Here is a 19930-nt window from a genome sequence, read left to right as displayed (position 1 = left end):
TTTTTGATTGCAATTCAGTAAGGTGGGAATGCTATGAGTTATGGAGATTCCCGTGAAAAAATCCTTTCGGCAGCTACCCGGCTTTTTCAGCTGCAGGGGTATTACGGCACGGGGCTAAACCAGATTATTAAGGAAAGCGGCGCGCCTAAAGGCTCTCTTTACTACCACTTTCCAGGCGGTAAAGAACAGCTGGCGATCGAAGCGGTGAATGAGATGAAGGACTATATCCGCCAGAAAATCGCGGACTGCATGGAAGCCTACACGGATCCGGCGGAAGGCATTCAAGCCTTTTTAAGGGAGCTCTCCTGCCAATTTTCATGTACGGAAGACATTGAAGGCTTGCCTGTCGGCTTGCTTGCGGCTGAGACGTCATTGAAAAGCGAACCGCTGCGGAAAGCCTGCCATGGAGCCTATAAAGAGTGGGCCCTTGTGTATGAGGAAAAACTGCGGCAGGGAGGCTGCAGCGAGAGCCATGCTAAGGAAGCCAGCACCGTAATTAATGCAATGATTGAAGGCGGTATTCTTTTATCTTTGACAGCAAAAAACAGCACACCGCTCCTTCAAATCTCCAACCGCATTCCTGCCCTTCTGAAGAAATAAGAAAAGATATACTTATATGATCTGAATGAATACATTCAGATCACAGAGAGGAGAATGATTTGTGGAAACAGCAGCTAAAGCATCTCAGCAATACAAAGTGATGCCGATTATGATTTCCTTGCTGTTGGCCGGTTTTATCGGCATGTTCAGTGAAACGGCGCTGAATATCGCCTTAACCGATCTCATGAAGGAATTGAACATAACAGCAGCAACTGTTCAATGGTTAACGACAGGCTACCTGCTTGTACTCGGTATCCTCGTTCCTGTATCAGGACTGCTCTTGCAATGGTTCACAACGAGACAGCTTTTTACCGTGTCACTAATCTTTTCAATTATAGGGACCTTGATCGCGGCACTCGCGCCAAGCTTCCCGTTTTTATTGGCGGCGAGGGTCGTTCAGGCGCTCGGCACCGGGCTTTTACTGCCGCTGATGTTTAACACGATCCTGGTGATTTTCCCGCCTCATAAACGGGGCGCGGCGATGGGAACGATCGGGCTTGTCATTATGTTCGCGCCAGCCATCGGCCCGACTTTCTCAGGATTGGTTCTGGAGCATCTCAACTGGCACTGGATTTTCTGGATTTCTCTTCCGTTCCTTGTGCTGGCGCTTGTTTTCGGTATCGCATACATGCAGAATGTATCTGACATTACAAAGCCGAAAATTGATGTATTATCTATCATCCTATCGACGATTGGTTTCGGCGGCATTGTGTTCGGATTCAGCAACGCCGGTGAAGGCTCTGGCGGATGGTCCAGCCCGACTGTTGTCGTCTCACTGATTGTCGGGGTTGTCGGTCTTATCCTATTTTCAATCCGCCAGCTGACGATGAAGCAGCCAATGATGAACCTGCGTGCGTTCAAATACCCGATGTTTATTTTGGGTGTGATCATGGTGTTCATTTGCATGATGGTTATCCTGTCATCTATGCTGCTTCTGCCGATGTATCTGCAAGGCGGCTTAGTCCTGACGGCATTTGCTTCTGGTCTTATTCTCTTGCCGGGCGGCATTTTAAACGGGTTTATGTCCCCTGTTACAGGCCGTCTGTTCGACAAATACGGGCCGAAATGGCTTGTCATTCCCGGGTTTGTGATTGTCACTGTTGTCCTTTGGCTCTTCTCAAACATCACAACCACTTCAACAGCTGTGCTGATTATCATCCTGCACACCTGCTTGATGATCGGGATCTCTATGATCATGATGCCTGCGCAGACAAACGGTTTAAACCAGCTTCCGCGCGAGTTTTATCCAGACGGCACTGCCATCATGAACACGCTGCAGCAAATGGCGGGCGCTATCGGAACAGCGGTTGCGGTCAGCATTATGGCGGCAGGCCAGCATGATTATATGAGCACAGTCAAAAATCCTGCCGATCCGGCAGTCATCCCGCAGGCTTTGACAGCGGGCGTACAGCACGCGTTTGTGTTTGCGATGATTGTTGCGATTATCGGTTTAATTGGCGCTTTCTTCTTGAAGCGAGTTAAGGTAGATCATTAATATGAAAAGCCCCTGACATTGTGTTCAGGGGCTTTTTTATGTTTACATGCGGAGCGCGATTTCATCAATCGCATGGCGCACTTCATCCTTCGTGTTATAAAAATGAGGAGCGAGACGGATGACAGTGTCCCGCGGCGCGCAAATCACTTTTTTCTTCTTCAGCAGCGCCGCCGTTTCCGATGCCCGCCCATCCCGAATCGCAACCATGCCCGGCTGCTCTCCTGCTGGTGCCGCCGCCAGCTGCAGGCCTTTTTCAGCAGCATATTGACACGCATCGGCACAGATCGTTTTCACATGATCCCGGATATGAGAAACCCCGATATGATTCAGCAATGATAAAGCCGATGCCGCTGCGTATACGCTGATAAAAGCAGGGGTGCCCGTTTGAAAACGGCGCGCACCTTTCGCATAATCCGCATCAAATCCGCTCTCCCTGCCGAACCAAGCTGATGCTCTCGGCTTCAGTGCGTCCGCCAGCTCCTTCCTTACATAAAGAAACGCCATACCCGGTATACCAAGCAAATACTTCCGAGTGCCTGCCGCCAGCATATCTACACCCCACTCCTTCACATCAATGGGAATGTGCCCCGCTGATTGATAAGCATCCACAAATAACAAAGAACCCTTTCTCTTTGTGATGGCAGCGACCGCTTTGACATCCTGAATGGAACCGTCACGATAATGAACATGCGGAACACACGTCAGCACTGTATCATCCGTAATATGCGTTTCATATTGTTCGAGCGGCAGCACGCCGTCTATTGATGGAATGACGGATACGTTATAATCCAATTGTGCCTGCCAGACTTGAGACACTGCCGGAAAATCCATCTCCGTATACACAACATGCTTCTTTCTAAAAACAGATAAGGACGATGCTGCAGAAACGAGCGCATCAGAAACTGACGGCACAATCGCAATTTCATCTGGTTCAGCCCCTATCAGCTTCGCAAACTCGATTCTGGCACTCTCTGTTTTTTCTATCGCTTCATTCCAGTTCGTCCCCATGTGCAGCAGGCTGTCATGATAGTCTTTGACCGCCCTTGATACAGGCTCTGCCAACGCGCTCTGTGAGCAGCTGGCAAGCATGGTATGTGTCTGCACAATTGGGAACAGCTGGTGATCCTGCTGCGGCAAATGCTCCATTGTGATTCACTCCTTTTCATTATTTTGATGAAAAACCCATAAATAAACAATAGAATAAAAGAAAAAAGGAGATGGCATGATGAGAAAAAAAGTACTGATCACAGGCTTCGACCCTTTTGACAAAGAAACCGTTAATCCATCATGGGAAGCGGCGAAACGGATGAATGGCTTTGAAACGGATGACGCAATAATCATTGCAGTACAAATTCCGACTGTTTTTAGAACCGCTCTGGACACGCTGCGGCAAGCTATACAGGAGCATCAGCCGGATATTGTGATCTGTGCCGGCCAAGCCGGAGGGCGGATGCAGATCACGCCGGAACGGGTGGCGGTCAACCTTGCAGACGCGCGCATCCCCGATAATGAAGGACAGCAGCCGATTGATGAAGAGATTTCTCCTGAAGGACCCGCTGCTTACTGGACAGGGCTGCCTGTGAAACGAATGACTGAAAAAATGAAGGAAAACGGCATTCCGGCCGCAGTTTCCTATACAGCGGGGACCTTTGTATGCAACTATTTGTTCTACGGGTTAATGGATCATATTAGCCGGACAGCTCCAAACATTCGCGGCGGGTTTATCCATATCCCTTACATCCCTGAGCAAACAATCGATAAAACAGCGCCGAGCCTCAGCTTAGACACGATTGTCCAGGCATTGAGGATCGCCGCTGTTACGGCTGCACAATATGATGAGGATGTGAAATCACCGGGTGGTACGCTGCACTAAGCAGCAGCAGCCGTTTCGTCCCTCAGCCTCTTTTTGTAGACAAACGCCGATAGGGTGACACTTACTTCAAACAGGACCAGCAGCGGGATCATCACCAGAAAATCAGAAATGAAATCAGGCGGTGTAATCAATATGGACACGACGATCAGAAGAAAATAGGATAGCTTTCTCGCTTTGGCCAGCCTGTAAGGATTTAAAATCCCCAATCTTGTTAAGAACATCACCACCAAAGGCATTTCAAACAGAAAACCGAATGGCAGGCTCAAATTCACCATAAACCTGAAATAGCGGTCTGCTGTAAACATCGTTTCAAAATGGCCGGAGGACAAATGAGTCAAAAAGTTGAGTACGATCGGAAACAAGACAAAGTATCCGAAGGAGATGCCCGCCAAAAACAGCGCAAATAAACCTGGTATGTACATGAGCGTCACCTTGCGCTCTGTTTTCGTGAGCGCCGGTGCAACGAAACGCCACAGCTGGTACGCTGCAACAGGGATGGTAGCCGCAATGGCACAAATGCCGGAAAGCATCATGTACACCCAGAGGATTTCACTCGGGCCAAGCACAGCCAGCTTTCCGTCTAGGTCTCTGATCAGCCAGTCATAAATGTCCTGTACAAATAAAAAAGCCGTGATGAGAAATAGAAGAAATGCCGCGAGAGTTATGATAATCCGGCGGCGAAGCTCTTCTAAATGCCCGATCAGATGGGTTTCTTTTTTATCCATTCAAAAAAGCCCTCCCTTTCATAAAAAAAGAGGCAGACCCGGTGTCTGCCTCATCAGCACTCAGCCCGCGTTTTTGTCCTGCTTTACCGCTGTCAGCTCAGCTGATTTTTCTTCTTTTTCATCACCAGACACAAGTGATTTTGTGGCGCTTTTAAATTCCAGCAATGTCCGTCCGGCGGCACGCCCGATTTCCGGCAGCTTGGAAGGGCCAAAAATAATGAGGGCGATGACAAAGATCAGAATCAAGCCCGGTATACCAATGTTTGAAAACATGTTTTTTCACTCCTTAATTCGTAATTTTTGCCCGTTTCTTAATCATTTGTTTTTCATGGGCTTTATTGTGTGCAAAGAAACGATCCTCTTCAACCTCATTGGATTGCTTCACCCCGCCTTGAATTGTTGTGGAGGAAACCTTTCTCAATCCGGTTTGGTCTTTTTGGTAGACGAATGAAGCCCGTGTTGAAATGGCGGCGCCCGGTTCTGTCACAAACGGCATTACACGATAATCAGCTTTCCACTGGTGAGGCGTTACGGTACAGCGGACATATCCGCGATAGTCGTTAAAGAACTTAATATGCGGATTTTCTTTTAAAATTTGGTCTGTATCCGCCCGCTTATCCGCGCCATTCCCTCCGGAAGTGATCGAGGTTCCGACAAATTCAGCCCCGAAAATTTTTGAACTTGTCTTCTCAAAGTCGACGTGCAGATTTGATGCCCAGCTTGCGTGTACATCACCTGTCAGCACAACAACATTATTTAGATTTTTACTTTTAATGAAATTGATGACCCGTTCGCGCTGAGCCGGATAACCGTCCCAAGAATCCATGCTGTAGATCGGGCTTGCGCTTGTCCCGAAATTCCACTTCGCAAAGAAAATCTGCTGTGCCAGCACATTCCAGTGAGCTGTCGAGCTGCTCAAATTGTTGAAGAGCCACTGTTCCTGTTCTTTTCCTAACAGGGTCCGGTTCGGATTACGCGATTCATCAGAAGGCGGCTTATTGCCGTCATTATTAGCTTGGTCATCCCTGTACTGGCGGGTATCAAGAACATTGAAGGATGCCAGGTTTCCGTACGTAAAGTGCCTGTACAGCTGCATATCCGGGCCATTCGGCAGAGAGGAGATGCGGAGCGGCATATGTTCATAGTACGCCTGATATGCCGCCGCGCGGCGGAGCACGAATGCTTCAACCGACTGTCCTTTTTCCGGTATTTTATTGGCATAGTTGTTTTCGACTTCATGGTCATCCCATGTTACAACCCAAGGGAACGCCGCATGTGCAGCTTTCAAATTGGCGTCAGAGCGGTATTGGGCATGACGGTTCCGATAGTCCTGCAGCGTGATGATTTCCGCGCTACTGTGCGTGCGGACATTGCCTGTTTTTGATACATATTCATTTGGCCCGTATTCATATATGTAATCACCGAGATGGAAGACAAGATCAAGCTTTTCCTTCGCCATATGCTTGTAGGCCGTATAATAGCCATGCTCATATTGCTGGCAGGAAGCGAACGCAAAGGTCATTTTCGGCACATTGGCACCAGGCGCAGGAAGGGTTTTTGTTTTACCGACAGGGCTTAGTTCATGCCCGGTTTTGAAACGGTAATAGTACACTTTGTTCGGCTCAAGCCCGTCCGCTTCCACGTGCACGGAGTGGGCAAGACTTGGTTTGGCCATTTCAGTGCCCTTTCTCACGATCTTGCGGAAATGCTCATCCTTTGCGACTTCCCATTTGACTGGAACCGCCTTGTTCGGCATTCCCCCGCCATTCAGCGGATCTGGCGCCAGACGTGTCCAGAGTACGACACTGTCAGAAAGCGGATCTCCAGACGCGACCCCTAACGTAAATGGATAGCTCGAGAATTTAGGGGCAGCATTTACTTCAAACGCCCCAACTGACTGAGCAATGGTTAATCCAAGAGAAAGACCTGCAATTTTCCCCGCTCCTTGAATAAATTTGCGGCGGTCAAACGTATTGTTTTGAAAGCTTTCCTCTTTCAGTTTCTGTACCCATTCATCAAAACGACTGTCGTATGCCATTTAAGATCCCCTCTCTTCTCATTGATCGCCTTCATTATAGGAAATCATTGTTAAACGACTGTGAAGAAGTGTGAACCGATTGTAAGCGCTGAACATCAAAAACAGGTCTTCCCTCACACACCTGCCGCTGAAACATGCCGAAAGCTGTCTAAATGACGCATTTTCTGCATATCCTGTCGTTTGCAAGCCGCCCATTCGGACTATTTTTCTTCACATGATCTTAAAAAAACAAAAACACCGAGCCATTTTGCAGAATGACTCAGTGCTGTATCAGTATTTTGAAAACAATCGGCTGAAAAAGCCCTTCTTTTTCGGCTTTTCAACAGGAGGCTCTTGATCTCTTACAATTCCTTTTTCCTTCGCATCTTTCAGCCAAAATGGAAATTCAGTAAGCAGGGCGTCATAAAGCTCATCATCAGAAATGCGGTCAATCTCTTCGATATGCAGGAAGTTCGTGTTATCCACGACACGCTCTTCTAACGTATCCAATGTATGGAGAAAATCGCAGTTTCCGTTTCCGACGCCGACAAACTGCCAGAACACCGATTTATCAGAGGATGCTTCAATGATCGGTTTGATCGACTTTTTACAGCCTCCGTCATTGATAAAAACGATGAAAGCGGGATAGGGACTCGGTTCCTCCACGACATATTTGCGCAGTACGTCTTTCATAACCGGCGGCTCATCATTTCTTCCGAATTTATGCAAATGGTCATTATTCAAAATTTCAGATCGACATATCCAGAAAAATCTTTTTCAGAGACTGGCTTTAATCGGGAGAATTCACTATCATACACCCATACATCCAGCAAACCGTTATCATCAAACTGGTCAGCCACCGCCAAAATCCGCTCCACCACGTTTTGAACCGTCCCATTTTTATAGAGCGTTCTCATTGAACCCGTAATATCAAGCACCAATCCGACACGAGCCGTCACCTTCGTTAATTGCTTTTTTTCCAGTACGATCTTTACACTTTTCTTTTGCAAATCAATTGTGGCCATTCTGTCATCTCCGTCAGCTCTTTTTTCTTCGATTCTCTCACAGGAAGATTTTCCATAGCATCTCTTTTCAAAAGAAAAACACCGTTCAATGTGAACGGCGTCCTGTCTCTAAAATGTGTTATATACATTTTCACACGTCTCGGCCGTCGGCTGATAAAAGCAGTGAGACTTAAATCTGGCCACAAACGGCTGGTTATACCACTGGGCTGGACAGTCTCCCTCCGGCCTGAAGTACCACAAACTAAATTTTGCCGGCCAGCGTCTTTCACCATTAATCGACCGCCGTGCAAGGGCACGCTCGCTATCCCGAGCTCTTTGATAAAAATATCCATGAGTCACAGCCTCAAACGCGTGCGGCTGAAAAATCATCTGCCTAATGGTGCGGAGGCCTTTAAAATCTGAGCAATTCGCCCGCAGCCGATTAATTCCCACGTTGCCGACAAGCAGCATCCCCTGCTTGCCTTCGCCTTCCGCTTCAGCTCTGAGCAGCCTTGCCAGCAAATCGACATCCGCACTCGTTGCTCTCACGACCGCCATCACGTCACCTCCCCTTAATCTCCTTTCATCATATTTCATTACTTCAAAAGTGATGACGGGGGGACAGGATGAAGTTTATAAATTTATTCATTCGGATTTGCGAAAAAGCCTAAAAACAAAAGGCTAGTTGTTTGTTCATCTGTGATGGCGAAGAAGAATGGGCGGTTCGCCGTCAAGATAACATCTGGCGCGAGCGCTGCCGACTCAACAATTTCTGCTGTCGAGGCAGCTGCAGCCTCGGCTCCTGCTTCATCCACCTTGATAAACGTATGATGATTTACATCATCGATTGAAACACCGCGGCCTTCAGTAAACATTCTGGAAAAGTCAGCATCAGAAAAGACGGATTTCATCCCCATATCGCGAAGAGCATGTTTTACGTTATACTTTCCTTTCAGCGTAAAACGGGGCAGGCTCAGCTTCACTGTTTTTGGCTGAAATGCGGTGTCCCATGCTTTTATGTTTTGATACGTGAAGAGAGACAAGAAAGAAGCCGGCTTTATCTTCGGCAGAAATAAAGTGAAAGAAAGCTGCTGATCTTCATATGGAAGCTTGACTGCTTGGAGCAGTTCATTTTCTAAATAAGCAAGGCGTGCAGACTGCCTCATCATCGGCAGTTTTTTGGAAGAGCCGTCAGGCAGAAGAAAATGCTCCTCAGCCGTCAACTGCCGGTCAAACGGCAGCGACCACTTTTCTTGAAAGTAGACGGCGTTTACCAAAAGCGAAACAGCTTCTGGTGAAAGACGATCCGCTATGTCGTCAATATGACCTTTTGTTTGCTGTGCTGTCCACTGGTTGATTGAGTTCTTTGCAGTCTGAATATTGCCATCCATCTTGAAGACACTCCCAGAGTAGAATTGTTTAAGCGTTTGTTTAAAGCCAGATCTGGGTTCAAGGCTTGTCCATACTGCATTGGCCGTCAGGAGATCACCTTCAGGCAAAGACTCGAATCTTTTCATAAGCGCCAGCGATGACTCATTGATGCTGCTGTCATGAAGACCTGATAAATATAAAGCAGCTTTGATTTCTTTTAATGTGTTTCCCTCCGCTCCATTTGCAGTCATTACCAGCAGCTGCTGCAAGCTGTATGGGGAGATTAACAAATTGTCCATTACATCTTTATCTGACATGCTTTTAAACAATTCGGTTCCGAATTCACGCTCCGCTTCAATAAAACGCTCATGAATATTGTAGGCTTTGTTTTTTGCAGAATGAGCAGTTGATACCGGCTCTTCAGCAGGCCTGCACCCGCCTCCGAAAAGCATAAACATCATCATCACCGTGAACATCTTGCCTTTCATACAAACGATTCACTCCTTTTATACGGACAATAAAAACACAATATAAGGTTTAACTTTCTGCATTTGAGGAATCATACATAACAAATAAATGACAGAAGGAGGAACTTTAGAATGACACATGTGAAAGCGCTCGCGATTAAAGGTATTATGACAATTATTGTGCTGTATCTGGTGCTTGGCCTGGGCTTTGGTTTCACGTTTGGTGATACGATCTTAATGACACTTGTGTTAGGAATTATTTCATATTTGCTGGGCGATCTTTATGTATTGCCAAGATGGAATAATATGATTGCGACTTTGGCTGATTTCGGTCTGGCCTTTCTTGTCATTTGGCTGATGGGCATGCCGCTTTCTATGGGGATGACTGGCGGTGAAGTTGCATTGGCAGCTTTATTCGGTGCAATCGCCATGGCAATCGGTGAATATTGCTTCCATTTCTATATGATGAGCAAAGAGATTGGCAAGAAGCATTATCTTGAAACAAGAACAGATTCATAACGGGAGGGCCGGTGCTGACAGCATCGGCCGTTTTTACATATTGGGTGCCTTTGTTTACGCATCCTGCTTGTCCGCGTTCCTGATCGCCATGTAGGAAAAAAACAAACCGAATGCCGCCAAAGATAATGGGATATACACAACAGACGATATGGAGAAACCGGGGTTTGTTGAACTGATGAGCATCACAATCACTACAGACGAAATGATGGTCGCCGGAACTGAGTGTTTACGCATCCCAAAAAAGATGGGAACCAAACTGGTTCCAGCGGCGCCAAAAGCGAAAACCGCCATTTTTACCTTTTCACCGATAGAGTGGTCGTCTTCTACAAGCAATATGCGCTGCATCTTCTCACCTAACCTTTGAAAAATCAAAACACACACACGTGATTACATTTATTGTAATTGAAAAACGTGTGTGTTTTACAAAAATTATTCATTTTTACCTGTTTTCAGTTTTCTATATTCCATGCCCGTTATGATAATAAATACGGCTGCGCATCCAATGGTTTGAGTAAGCTGGAGCCGCTCACCAAGAAATAAGGCTCCAAAGAAAATCGTCAGGACAGGCCCTGCCATTGAAATACTGGCAGCTCGCAGTGCCCCGATTCGTTTTATGCCCTCAAGCATCAGCACAAATGGAATCACAGTAGAGACGACTGCGATGAACACAAATAAACCGTACACAGCAAGCGGATATGCTGTCATTGGCGTATTCATGCCGATCGCCGCCTTAATGCCTGTGTAAAGCATCATGGCCGCTCCTGCTGCCGTCATCCCGTATGCATTGAGACGGATGCCGCCGATTTGATGGACGAGATGCCCGGAAAGGACAAGATAACCAGCATAGACTGCCGAAGACAACAAAATCAATACAGCTCCAATGCTATTCGCCTGAAAAAGCTCAGCATTCCAGCCTCCGAGCGCAAAGAAAAGGCCGAACATGACCGCCAGCATGGCGAAAAGGTCCTGAATTGAACCCATTTTCAGGTCACGACACGTGGTGAATCCAAACACAAACAACGGACAGCTCATCAGCAATATACGTTCAACCATTGCGGATACATGGTTCAGCCCAATAAAATCAAGCAAGGGAGACAGAAAAAAACAAAACACTCCCGCCCCACAAGCCTTCCATAGGTCTCCTTTTTTCTTACCGTCTGGCATTGGTGGACGGTATATCAAAAAAATCAGCCAAAACAGCGGAACAGCCATCAGCTGCCTGTATAGTAGCACGGCATCTGGCTCAGCACCCATTTGGTAAGCCCATTTAATCCAAATTGACTTAGACGCAAAACAAACCGTTCCGATCAACAAAAAAACCGTACCTGCTGCGGCCTCGCGAAGCTTACTCTGCTCTTCTAATCTCATCTCAGCTCAGCTATTCTCCTTTACTTATTTAAATGCTTTTGGATAAAATCCAGAAGCGTATATCCTTGAGCCGTCAGAATAACACCTTTCCCGCTGCAGGCCGGGCAAGGTGTTCCTTCGATTTCTCCCGATCTTTCACATTTGGGACATGCGGCCTCAAGATCATCTGTTGCAATAACCATTTGACATCCTCCTTTCCTCTTCATCTGTTATGCACCACCAGCCATCATCCATTGGCCGTCACCTCCTTTAAGACACAAAAAACCCCCGTCCTATGCAAAGGACGAGGGTCTCGCGGTACCACCTTTATTAACAGCTATACAGCCGTTCACTCTCAGTACAGAAAACATCCGTTTCGATACTCTCTCTTGGTAACGGGGAGAGAATCCCGGCATCGCCTACTATCCGTTCAGCAAAGCAATTCAGAAGCCCATTCGGCATCAGGGGAGGGTCGATTCACACCTGCCACCGACTCTCTGAACCCCCACACTGATGCGTACTTACTCTTCCTCACGATTGTTGATCCGTTCTTTTGTTACTAAATGTTATAATACTCTGTTAATTTATAGAGTCAATTTTTAATCCGATTTTTTACGCCAAGTTCTTCCAGTGCCATATTGATGTGCTCCTCCTGCTGTGTCTGCAGAGCAAATTTGGCAACTTCCAGCGGATATGCCGCCTGCATCTCTGAGATGTGTTCCTGCATTTTTGCCCATATGCGGCCGCCTGCTTGATGATAGTATTCAAGCAAACGCGCGGTTTCCTCTTCCCCGAACAGCATTTGATAAAAGATAAAATCTTTGGCTGGATCGGCGACCTTTGCTTCTGTCCAATCCAGAAGGCCTGTAACGTGTTCGTTTTGATTGATAAGGATATGCGGCGGATGGAGATCGCCGTGTATCAGCACGGAGAAACCTGGCCAGTATGCATCATCATTTATCCATGTTTGCCATCTTTGCCAAAGCTGTTCAGACACTCCAAGCGTGTTCTTTACGTCATCCATAGATTCAGCTGTGTTTCGCCTGACTTCTTCCGGACTCATCACGTTTATACCAGATTGGCCAGCGTCTGCTGGGTTCACTCCATGTAATTCAGCCAGTATCTTGGCAAGTGTCCGTATAAAATGGTCTGACGGCGGATGATGATTCATATTCCATACATACTGTTTCTGTTCCAAATCAATCCCGGCAGCCGGCGTTCCTTTTAACATAGGGTAAGCGATCAATTCCGGTGTATGAATTCTCCAATCCGGCACATCAGCTGTAAGAATTGTCCGGAGAAAGGCAAGCGTTCTGCCTTCTGAAGCTGCTCTTTCCACAACATCATCTCGCCGCGGCTTTCGCAGCACCCACGGCATACCTGTGTCGTCCTTGGCAAATACAACTTGAAAATCCATTCCCGTTTCATTCAATTGCGCGTTTTCGGAGTGAACCGCCAGCCCCTGGTTGCGTGCAAGTGCCACAATCTCATGAATAAGCTGTTTCTCATTTTGGTTTGTCATCTTCTTTCCCCTTTCCCATGTTCCGCCTGCCATAGAGAGAAGGGATGTGTGAAAGGCACAAAAAAGAGGGGCAGCATCGCCACCCTCTTTTATGACAAAGTATAAGGGCTATACATAGGCAGATCCATCCCGATTCTCCGCATTCAGGCGAGAGTCGTTCACTATTGAATTCGTTTCAATCGGAATCTCATGAATGCCATGCGGTAACCCCTCCGTTCTTTATACGTAGATTATCATATTCCAATTTCGATCTTCTAGAACAATGATTCAAGTCACTGGGGCGGGATTAAACAAGCACAAATCATTATGAAGGCCCCAACGGTCTGCCCACGTTTGCTTGCGGCCGCTCGCCACATCCAGAATCGTCCTAAAGATCTCCCAGCCTACGTCTTCTATACTGGCTTCACCTGTTGCAATTCGTCCGGCATTGATATCGATTAAATCCGCCCAATGCTCTGATAAGGAATGCCTTGTTGATACTTTCAGCACCGGTGCAGCAGCCAAGCCGTACGGTGTTCCCCTTCCTGTCGTAAACACCTGCAGATTCATTCCTGCCGCCAGCTGGAGAGTTCCGCACACAAAATCGCTTGCCGGTGTCGCCGCGAACAGCAGGCCTTTTTGCTCTGCCTTTTCGCCTGGGCCAAGCACGCCGGAGATAGGGCTTGTGCCTGATTTGGCTACCGAGCCTAACGCTTTTTCCACCACATTGGATAATCCGCCTTTTTTGTTGCCTGGCGAAGGATTCGCGCTTCGGTCCGCCTCCCCCCGCCCAAGATAGCGGTCATACCACTTCATCTCTTTAATCAGCGAATGTCCGACCTCTTCACTGACAGCCCGCGGCGTTAATAAATGAATCGCATCCCTCACCTCTGTCACCTCTGAAAACAAAACCGTTGCACCTGCGCGAACCAATAAATCAGCGGCATACCCCACGGCAGGGTTCGCCGTCACGCCGGAAAACGCATCACTGCCGCCGCATTGCAGGCCGATAACCAGATCCGAAACAGGGCATGACACCCGGGTTCTGCTGTTCAGCCTGATTAACCGTTCCTCCGCCATTTCCAAAATGGATTGGATCATCGCCGCAAAACCTCGGTGATCCTGGAGCGATAGAATGTCATCATCATTTTCGGAGGCAATTCTTTCCGGGAGGAGCTTTTCACATCCCAATCCGATGACCATTACTTCTCCGCCGAAGTTCGGATGCTTCGCGAGATTTTGAATCGTGCGGATCGGAATAACAGCGTCCGGCGCATTGATCGCCACACCGCAGCCGTATTGATGATGCAGCGGCACAACATCATCGACATTTGGATATTTCGGCAGCAGCTCTTCTTTTATCCGTTTGACCGCATAATCCAAAACGCCAACGACACATTGAACACTTGTGGTAATCCCAAGAATATTTTTTGTCCCCGCACTGCCGTCCGGATTTCGATATCCTTCAAACGTGTAGCCTTCAAGAGGGGGCTGCGGTTTGGCCACTCTGTTTGCAAGTGGAAGATCATCTAAATCCGGGGGAGCGGGCATTCTCACTAGGTCTTCCCGAATCCAGCTCCCGCGTTTGATCGTCTCATCAGCAAACCCGATCACCTCTCCGTAACGGACAATCTCATCCCCTTGATTCAGGTCGGTTAAGGCCACCTTATGGCCTTGGGGGACATCCTCTTCAAGTACAAGGCCGCATGAAAAAACAGTGCCCTTTGGCAGTCCTCCGTCATTGACAATAATCGCCGTGTTATCTGTGTCATTCACTTTGATGTAAAGGGGCGCTTGGTTCTGCCTGAGGTTCATCGCCATCAGAAAATCACTCCTCATATCTTAGTAAACGCTTTCTAAATCAGTTCAAAAAAAGCCGCAGATCTTACGTTCCAACTGCGGCTGTCTCTACAATTATTGAACATCTATACCCTTCAGAATTTTGTCACGGACAAATTTCAAATGCTCATACATGTGGTAATGCGCTTTGTACGGGTCTCTTTTGGCAAGAGCGTCATAGATTTTTTTGTGGTATTCGACCGTTACATCTCTCTCCCTGTACGGAATCTGGCTGTCAATTTTCGCATGGGTGATCAGCAGGGATTGAATCATCCCTTCGACAACGGGATTATTGGCACTTAACGCTATAATTCGATGGAATTCTTTATCTGCTTCACCATAAAGATTGTCAGTGCTGTTGGCGATATCGTCGATTGTCTTCTGCAAACGCTGAAGCTCATCCTCATTGATTTTTTCCGCGGCAATCGTTACAAGTCCGAGTTCTAACGCCATCCGCGCTTCAATAATCGCCGGAAGATTATCAGTCGCCAAGGCAAGCATGACGGAAAATGGCTGCATGCCGATTTTATCGTTGAAATACGTGCCGCCGCGGGTTTTCCTCGTAATCACACCCAGTGTCTCTAGTGAGCTGAGGGCCTCGCGAAGCACCGGCCTGCTGACATGCAAAATGTCCATGAGTTCCATTTCTGTCGGCAATTTGTCACCGGCCTTTAACTGTCCGCTCGATAATAAATGGACAATCCGTTCAATGACCTGCTTGGCTAACGTTTTCCGATTGACTGTATCGACTTTCAGATCTTCTAAACCTTCGTACACGAACAACTCTCCCTTCAGTTGTTCAATTGTAAGACAAAATAGCTGAGATGACAATATTTACAATCAAACTTATCGCACAAGGCACGGGCGTTTTCGGTCAAACTCCCAGTTGCTGATCAGAAACTGCATAGGGATCGCATCATTCCGTGCGCCTAAATTCATGTTTCGATAGAGGTCATGCGCTTTTTCCACTTGTTCCATATCAATATCGACGCCAAGACCAGGCTTATTTGGCACCTTCATACAGCCAGCAGCAATCTCAAAAGGCTGCTTTGTTAACCGCTGCCCGTCCTGCCAGATCCAATGGGTATCAATTGCCGTGATGCGTCCCGGAGCCGCAGCCGCCACATGGGTAAACATTGCAAGGGAGATGTCAAAGTGGTTGTTGGAGTGGGAGCCCCATGTCAAACCCCAATCATGGCACATTTGCGCAACCCGCACGGAACCTTGCATCGTCCAAAAATGAGGATCCGCCAGCGGAATATCCACCGCGTGAAGCTGAATCGCGTGGCCCATTTCCCGCCAGTCGGTCGCAATCATATTTGTCGCGGTCGGAAGCCCTGTCGCGCGGCGGAACTCAGCCATCACTTCACGGGCGGAGTAGCCGTTTTCATCCCCGCACGGATCTTCCGCATACGCGAGCACATCTTGCTTTCCTTTGCATAAGGAAATGGCTTCCTCTAATGACCACGCCCCATTCGGATCAAGGGTGATCCTTGCCTCTGGAAAACGTTTCGATAATGCGGTGACGGCTTCCATTTCATCCTCTCCCGGCAGCACCCCGCCTTTCAGCTTGAAATCCTGAAAGCCGTAACGCTCCTGCGCGGATTCGGCAAGACGCACAATAGCCTCCGGCGTCAGCGCTTCCTCATGGCGGAGACGGAACCATGCACAATCTGACTGCTCATCGCTTTGATACGGCAGGGCCGTCCGCTTTCGGTCGCCGATGTAAAAGAGGTAGCCGAGCATTTTCACTTCATCACGCTGCTTCCCTTCGCCCAGCAAAGCCGCGACCGGTTCCTGAAGGAACTTTCCAAGCAAATCTAACAAAGCGGCTTCCAGCGCTGTGACGGCATGCACCGTGGTACGCAAATCAAACGTCTGAATGCCGCGACCTCCCCTGTCCTGATCAGCAAACTGCTTTCTGACCGTTTGCAATATCGACTGGTAGGCGCCAATGGATTTTCCGATAACAAGCGGCACAGCCAGCTCCAGCGTGCGACGGATGTGTTCACCGCCAGGCACCTCGCCGACACCCTGATTTCCGCTGTTGTCGGTTAAAATCACGATATTCCTAGTGAAAAATGGGCTGTGCGCGCCGCTCAGATTCAGCAGCATGCTGTCATGTCCCGCAACAGGGATCACCTTCATCTCTATAATTGAAGGAATATTCGAACTTTTTTCTTTTTGAACCTGCTCTTGTATGGATGAACTCATGTCTTATCCTCCTTTTTTAAAGCGCTTTCATAAATATTAGACCGGCAATGATTGATCGGGATCTTGCTCTTGTTTCTTTAACACGACCCGTTTGATCGGCCCGACCAGCAGCAAATAGCTGAGGATCGCCGCAACCGCGTTAGCACCGACAAACACGAGCGCGCCATTAAAAGATCCTGTCGCATTCACGATGTATCCGATAATAATCGGTGTTGTAATTGAGGCAATATTTCCGAAAGTGTTGAACAAACCGCCGCTTAATCCTGCACACTCTTTCGGAGACGTGTCCGACACGACAGCCCAGCCCAGTGCGCCGAAGCCTTTTCCAAAAAACGCGAGCGACATAATAACAACGACAAGCCACGCTGAATCTGTATAGTTGCAGACAATCATACTGCAAGACAGCAGCATGCCGGCAATGATTGGCGCTTTTCTAGCAAAGGTGAGCGAACGGCCTTTTTTGAGTAAGATGTCTGACACGATGCCCCCAAGCACACCGCCGGCAAATCCGCACAGCGCCGGCAGAGAAGCAACAAACCCTGCCTCAAGGATAGACATGCCGCGGGCCTGAACCAAATATACCGGAAACCATGTGAGAAAGAAATAGGTGAGAGTCGTAATGCAATATTGCGCGATGTACACGCCAATCAGCATGCGGTTCGTTAACAGCTGTTTGATATACGGCCATTTCGATTCTGTTTCTTGCTTGCTTTTACTGTCATCCATGGAGATCAGCCCGCCGCCCTGTTCGATATACGCAAGCTCGGCTTCGTTGACCTTCGGATGTTTTTTCGGTTCGTACACCGTTTTTAGCCAGATGACAGCCAGGAGAATACCCGCTGCACCCATGACAACAAAGACAGAATGCCAGCCGAAAGAGTGGGTGAGCCAGCCCATTAAAGGAGAAAAAATGACGATTGCGAAGTATTGAGCTGAATTAAAAAAGGCTGAAGCGGTCCCGCGCTCGGAGCTTGGGAACCACGAGGCAACAACTCTGCCGTTTCCGGGAAATGAAGGCGCTTCAGACAAGCCGACCAAAAAACGCAGTGCAAACAGCAGGATAATCGCTGTGCCGGCGGAGAAAAAGCCAATCGCCCCTTGCAGCAGTGTAAAAAACGACCAGAAAAAGATGCTTAATGCAATAACAGTCTTTGAACCAAAGCGGTCCAGCAGCCAGCCGCCGGGAAGCTGCCCGATGACATAGGCCCAGCCAAAAGCAGAAAAGACATATCCCATGGCGACCGAGTCCAATCCCAGATCATGCTGGACGGAATCCCCGGTGATGGAAAGCGTCGCCCGATCAGCATAGTTAATAGAGGTCACAAGAAACAGCATAAAAACGATGAACCAGCGCACAGACGTTTTTTTGTCCGCCGGTGAAACATTCGCATAGTCTTTTTTCATAGTATCTTCTCCTTTTCAAAGTAGAGAATCATATGCTGGCTGTGATAAAGCCGGGAAAGAGACATCCGCCTCTTCCCCAGCACCATTATGGCTTCACAAAAACGGTTTTGATCGCCGTGAAAAAGTCCTTCGCTACCTCACCCTGTTCGCGGGAGTGGGAGCTCGACTGCTTCATTCCGCCAAAAGGCGCCTGAAGCTCAACACCAGCGCTTTCTGCGTTAATCCGGACAAGACCGGCGTCAATATCATCAACGAATGAGAGCATTCGGCCGATGTTTTGCGTAAAAATAGATGCGCTTAAGCCGAATTTCACGTCATTGGCAATGTCCAGCGCCTCCTCCATCGTATTCACCTTCATCAAAGCAATCACCGGACCGAAAATTTCCTCTTGGGCAATCGTCATCTCAGATGTCACATTGTCAAAGATGGCGGGCTGAACAAAATAGCCGTTTTGGTACTTTCCGTTCTCCAGCTTTTCTCCTCCAATCAAAAGAGAAGCGCCTTCCTGTTTGCCTTTCTCAATGTACGACAGGCAGTTATCAAGCTGATTTTTGCTGGCGATCGGCCCCATCCAGACATCCTCTTTTAAGCTGTCTCCGATCGTAATATCCTTTGTGCGCTGAAGCAGTTTTTCTTTAAAGCGGCCGTAAATTCCGCTTTGCACGATGACACGGCTTGTCGCAGTGCACTTCTGGCCGGTTGAACGGAAGGCACCCGTAATGACAGCTTCAGCCGCAGCTTCAAGATCAGCGTCATCGGCTACGATAACCGGGTTTTTGCCGCCCATTTCAAGCTGGTATTTGGCTCCTCTCGCTAAAGCGGCCTGCCCGATGATTTTCCCGACTTGATTTGAACCGGTAAACGTAACGGCGTTTACCCCGTCATGCTCAGCAAGCCCCTGCCCGACAACAGAACCCGGGCCTGTCACCAAATTGATGACCCCTGCCGGCAGCCCCGCTTCCTCAAAGCAGGCAATAATCTTCGCGCATGTCACGGCAGTTTCTGTCGCCGGTTTGATGACAACGGTATTTCCGTATACCAATGCCGGCGCCATTTTCCAAATCGGAATTGCCACCGGGAAGTTCCACGGAGAAATCACGCCGACTACACCGAGCGGAACACGGGTGGTAAACATGAGCGCGTCTTTGTCAGTAGACGGAATGACGTCACCCGTTTTGCGCATGCCCTCTCCGGCGTAATAGCGCAGAATGGCAATCCCGCGGGCTGTTTCTCCTTTCGCTTCCGGCAGTGTTTTCCCCATCTCACGCGTTGCACAGACGGCGATTTCCTCTAAGCGCTGCTCCATAATATCCGCCGTTTTGTATAAGTATTGGCCCCGCTCGGCCCCCGTCAGCTTTCTCCAAGCCGTTTTGGCTTCATTGGCGGCGGCGACAGCCCGTTCCACATCTTCTGCCGTTGAATTTTGTACATAGCCGACAATATCATTCACATCCGCAGGGTTTTCGACCTTAACCATATCGCCTGATTGAGACTTAACCCACTCTCCATTAATAAAGTTGAGATATGTGTTTTGTTCCGTGATCACTGACATGC

General features: G+C 48.3%; 20 protein-coding genes, 2 pseudogenes and 1 other annotated feature. Of the genes and pseudogenes, 5 read left to right on the top strand and 17 right to left on the bottom strand.

Features of this window, described 5'->3' with window-relative positions; all coding sequences use genetic code 11:
* Positions 1-33 precede the first annotated feature (33 nt).
* Positions 34-600, top strand: a complete 567-nt coding sequence (locus MOC09_RS05475; RefSeq protein WP_268367192.1) for a TetR/AcrR family transcriptional regulator — start codon at positions 34-36, stop codon at positions 598-600.
* 61 nt (positions 601-661) lie between these two features.
* On the top strand, positions 662-2095 hold the full coding sequence (gene lmr(B), locus MOC09_RS05470) for a lincomycin efflux MFS transporter Lmr(B) (RefSeq protein WP_268367193.1): 1434 nt from the start codon (positions 662-664) through the stop codon (positions 2093-2095).
* A 42-nt stretch (positions 2096-2137) separates the two neighbouring features.
* Here the strand turns inward: lmr(B) and MOC09_RS05465 are convergent, their stop codons facing one another.
* Entirely contained in the window at positions 2138-3241 is a 1104-nt protein-coding gene (locus tag MOC09_RS05465) for an aminotransferase class V-fold PLP-dependent enzyme (protein WP_268369832.1), read from the bottom strand.
* A 79-nt stretch (positions 3242-3320) separates the two neighbouring features.
* On the opposite strand from MOC09_RS05465, the gene pcp reads away from it, so the two are divergent.
* Positions 3321-3968 (top strand): pyroglutamyl-peptidase I, encoded by a 648-nt coding sequence (gene pcp / locus MOC09_RS05460; RefSeq protein ID WP_268369830.1) that lies wholly within the window; start codon positions 3321-3323, stop codon positions 3966-3968.
* On the opposite strand, the gene tatC is transcribed toward pcp, so the two are convergent.
* From tatC to MOC09_RS05425, 7 genes and pseudogenes are all read right to left on the bottom strand, one after another.
* A complete protein-coding gene (gene tatC / locus MOC09_RS05455) occupies positions 3965-4693 on the bottom strand; it encodes a twin-arginine translocase subunit TatC (protein ID WP_268367196.1) in 729 nt (242 codons plus the stop codon). The two genes, pcp and tatC, sit on opposite strands and share 4 nt — an antisense overlap.
* A 60-nt stretch (positions 4694-4753) precedes the next feature.
* A complete protein-coding gene (gene tatAD / locus MOC09_RS05450; protein WP_003223835.1) occupies positions 4754-4966 on the bottom strand; it encodes a sec-independent protein translocase protein TatAD in 213 nt (70 codons plus the stop codon).
* A 13-nt stretch (positions 4967-4979) separates the two neighbouring features.
* Positions 4980-6731, bottom strand: a complete 1752-nt coding sequence (gene phoD / locus MOC09_RS05445; protein WP_268367197.1) for an alkaline phosphatase PhoD — start codon at positions 6729-6731, stop codon at positions 4980-4982.
* A gap of 18 nt (positions 6732-6749) precedes the next feature.
* Positions 6750-6926, bottom strand: coding sequence for a hypothetical protein (locus MOC09_RS05440; protein ID WP_268367198.1), 177 nt, complete (start codon positions 6924-6926; stop codon positions 6750-6752).
* A gap of 75 nt (positions 6927-7001) precedes the next feature.
* A pseudogene (locus MOC09_RS05435) lies at positions 7002-7735 on the bottom strand (vWA domain-containing protein).
* A 108-nt stretch (positions 7736-7843) separates the two neighbouring features.
* Entirely contained in the window at positions 7844-8272 is a 429-nt protein-coding gene (gene cwlJ / locus MOC09_RS05430) for a cell wall hydrolase CwlJ (RefSeq protein ID WP_268358570.1), read from the bottom strand.
* Positions 8273-8355: 83 nt separating this feature from the next.
* A complete protein-coding gene (locus MOC09_RS05425) occupies positions 8356-9573 on the bottom strand; it encodes a serpin family protein (protein ID WP_268358567.1) in 1218 nt (405 codons plus the stop codon).
* Positions 9574-9684: 111 nt separating this feature from the next.
* Here MOC09_RS05425 and MOC09_RS05420 point away from each other — a divergent pair, with 111 nt between their 5' ends.
* Both MOC09_RS05420 and MOC09_RS05415 read left to right on the top strand, forming a co-directional pair.
* On the top strand, positions 9685-10071 hold the full coding sequence (locus MOC09_RS05420; protein WP_268358565.1) for a YndM family protein: 387 nt from the start codon (positions 9685-9687) through the stop codon (positions 10069-10071).
* Positions 10031-10165, top strand: coding sequence for a hypothetical protein (locus MOC09_RS05415; RefSeq protein WP_268358563.1), 135 nt, complete (start codon positions 10031-10033; stop codon positions 10163-10165). Before MOC09_RS05420 ends, MOC09_RS05415 begins: the two co-directional genes overlap by 41 nt.
* On the opposite strand, the pseudogene MOC09_RS05410 reads toward MOC09_RS05415, so the two are convergent.
* From MOC09_RS05410 to gucD, 9 genes and pseudogenes are all read right to left on the bottom strand, one after another.
* Positions 10126-10374: pseudogene (locus MOC09_RS05410) on the bottom strand (ABC transporter permease); the annotation flags it as partial. The gene MOC09_RS05415 and the pseudogene MOC09_RS05410 overlap by 40 nt on opposite strands.
* A 126-nt stretch (positions 10375-10500) precedes the next feature.
* On the bottom strand, positions 10501-11439 hold the full coding sequence (locus MOC09_RS05405) for a DMT family transporter (RefSeq protein WP_268358561.1): 939 nt from the start codon (positions 11437-11439) through the stop codon (positions 10501-10503).
* Between the two features lie 20 nt (positions 11440-11459).
* Entirely contained in the window at positions 11460-11621 is a 162-nt protein-coding gene (rtpA, locus tag MOC09_RS05400) for an anti-TRAP regulator (protein ID WP_268358558.1), read from the bottom strand.
* A 94-nt stretch (positions 11622-11715) separates the two neighbouring features.
* Positions 11716-11962, bottom strand: a binding site (T-box leader).
* Positions 11963-12010: 48 nt separating this feature from the next.
* Positions 12011-12940, bottom strand: a complete 930-nt coding sequence (mphK, locus tag MOC09_RS05395; RefSeq protein WP_268369828.1) for a macrolide 2'-phosphotransferase MphK — start codon at positions 12938-12940, stop codon at positions 12011-12013.
* Between the two features lie 267 nt (positions 12941-13207).
* Positions 13208-14740, bottom strand: coding sequence for a galactarate dehydratase (gene garD, locus MOC09_RS05390; protein ID WP_268369826.1), 1533 nt, complete (start codon positions 14738-14740; stop codon positions 13208-13210).
* 93 nt (positions 14741-14833) lie between these two features.
* On the bottom strand, positions 14834-15535 hold the full coding sequence (locus tag MOC09_RS05385; RefSeq protein WP_268369824.1) for a FadR/GntR family transcriptional regulator: 702 nt from the start codon (positions 15533-15535) through the stop codon (positions 14834-14836).
* Positions 15536-15604: 69 nt separating this feature from the next.
* Positions 15605-16972, bottom strand: a complete 1368-nt coding sequence (gene gudD, locus MOC09_RS05380; protein WP_268369822.1) for a glucarate dehydratase — start codon at positions 16970-16972, stop codon at positions 15605-15607.
* Positions 16973-17008: 36 nt separating this feature from the next.
* Complete coding sequence (gene gudP / locus MOC09_RS05375; RefSeq protein WP_268358544.1) at positions 17009-18376, bottom strand: glucarate transporter GudP; 1368 nt, start codon at positions 18374-18376, stop codon at positions 17009-17011.
* Positions 18377-18461: 85 nt separating this feature from the next.
* Positions 18462-19928: an alpha-ketoglutaric semialdehyde dehydrogenase GucD gene (gene gucD, locus MOC09_RS05370; protein WP_268369820.1), complete on the bottom strand. Its 1467-nt coding sequence runs from the start codon at positions 19926-19928 to the stop codon at positions 18462-18464.
* Positions 19929-19930: the final 2 nt, after the last annotated feature.

The organism is Bacillus sp. N12A5 (genome assembly GCF_026790125.1).
Taxonomy (GTDB): domain Bacteria; phylum Bacillota; class Bacilli; order Bacillales; family Bacillaceae; genus Bacillus.
This window is presented reverse-complemented; position numbering and strand designations above follow the sequence as displayed.

Bases quoted from the DNA above. Each gene is read 5' to 3' on its own strand.
- MOC09_RS05475 (WP_268367192.1), top strand. From the start codon at position 34: ATGAGTTATGGAGATTCCCGTGAAAAAATCCTTTCGGCAGCTACCCGG.
- MOC09_RS05465 (WP_268369832.1), bottom strand. From the start codon at position 3,241: ATGGAGCATTTGCCGCAGCAGGATCACCAGCTGTTCCCAATTGTGCAG.
- pcp (WP_268369830.1), top strand. From the start codon at position 3,321: ATGAGAAAAAAAGTACTGATCACAGGCTTCGACCCTTTTGACAAAGAA.
- tatC (WP_268367196.1), bottom strand. From the start codon at position 4,693: ATGGATAAAAAAGAAACCCATCTGATCGGGCATTTAGAAGAGCTTCGC.
- tatAD (WP_003223835.1), bottom strand. From the start codon at position 4,966: ATGTTTTCAAACATTGGTATACCGGGCTTGATTCTGATCTTTGTCATC.
- phoD (WP_268367197.1), bottom strand. From the start codon at position 6,731: ATGGCATACGACAGTCGTTTTGATGAATGGGTACAGAAACTGAAAGAG.
- MOC09_RS05440 (WP_268367198.1), bottom strand. From the start codon at position 6,926: ATGGGCGGCTTGCAAACGACAGGATATGCAGAAAATGCGTCATTTAGA.
- cwlJ (WP_268358570.1), bottom strand. From the start codon at position 8,272: ATGGCGGTCGTGAGAGCAACGAGTGCGGATGTCGATTTGCTGGCAAGG.
- MOC09_RS05425 (WP_268358567.1), bottom strand. From the start codon at position 9,573: ATGAAAGGCAAGATGTTCACGGTGATGATGATGTTTATGCTTTTCGGA.
- MOC09_RS05420 (WP_268358565.1), top strand. From the start codon at position 9,685: ATGACACATGTGAAAGCGCTCGCGATTAAAGGTATTATGACAATTATT.
- MOC09_RS05405 (WP_268358561.1), bottom strand. From the start codon at position 11,439: ATGAGATTAGAAGAGCAGAGTAAGCTTCGCGAGGCCGCAGCAGGTACG.
- rtpA (WP_268358558.1), bottom strand. From the start codon at position 11,621: ATGGTTATTGCAACAGATGATCTTGAGGCCGCATGTCCCAAATGTGAA.
- mphK (WP_268369828.1), bottom strand. From the start codon at position 12,940: ATGACAAACCAAAATGAGAAACAGCTTATTCATGAGATTGTGGCACTT.
- garD (WP_268369826.1), bottom strand. From the start codon at position 14,740: ATGGCGATGAACCTCAGGCAGAACCAAGCGCCCCTTTACATCAAAGTG.
- gudD (WP_268369822.1), bottom strand. From the start codon at position 16,972: ATGAGTTCATCCATACAAGAGCAGGTTCAAAAAGAAAAAAGTTCGAAT.
- gudP (WP_268358544.1), bottom strand. From the start codon at position 18,376: ATGAAAAAAGACTATGCGAATGTTTCACCGGCGGACAAAAAAACGTCT.
- gucD (WP_268369820.1), bottom strand. From the start codon at position 19,928: ATGTCAGTGATCACGGAACAAAACACATATCTCAACTTTATTAATGGA.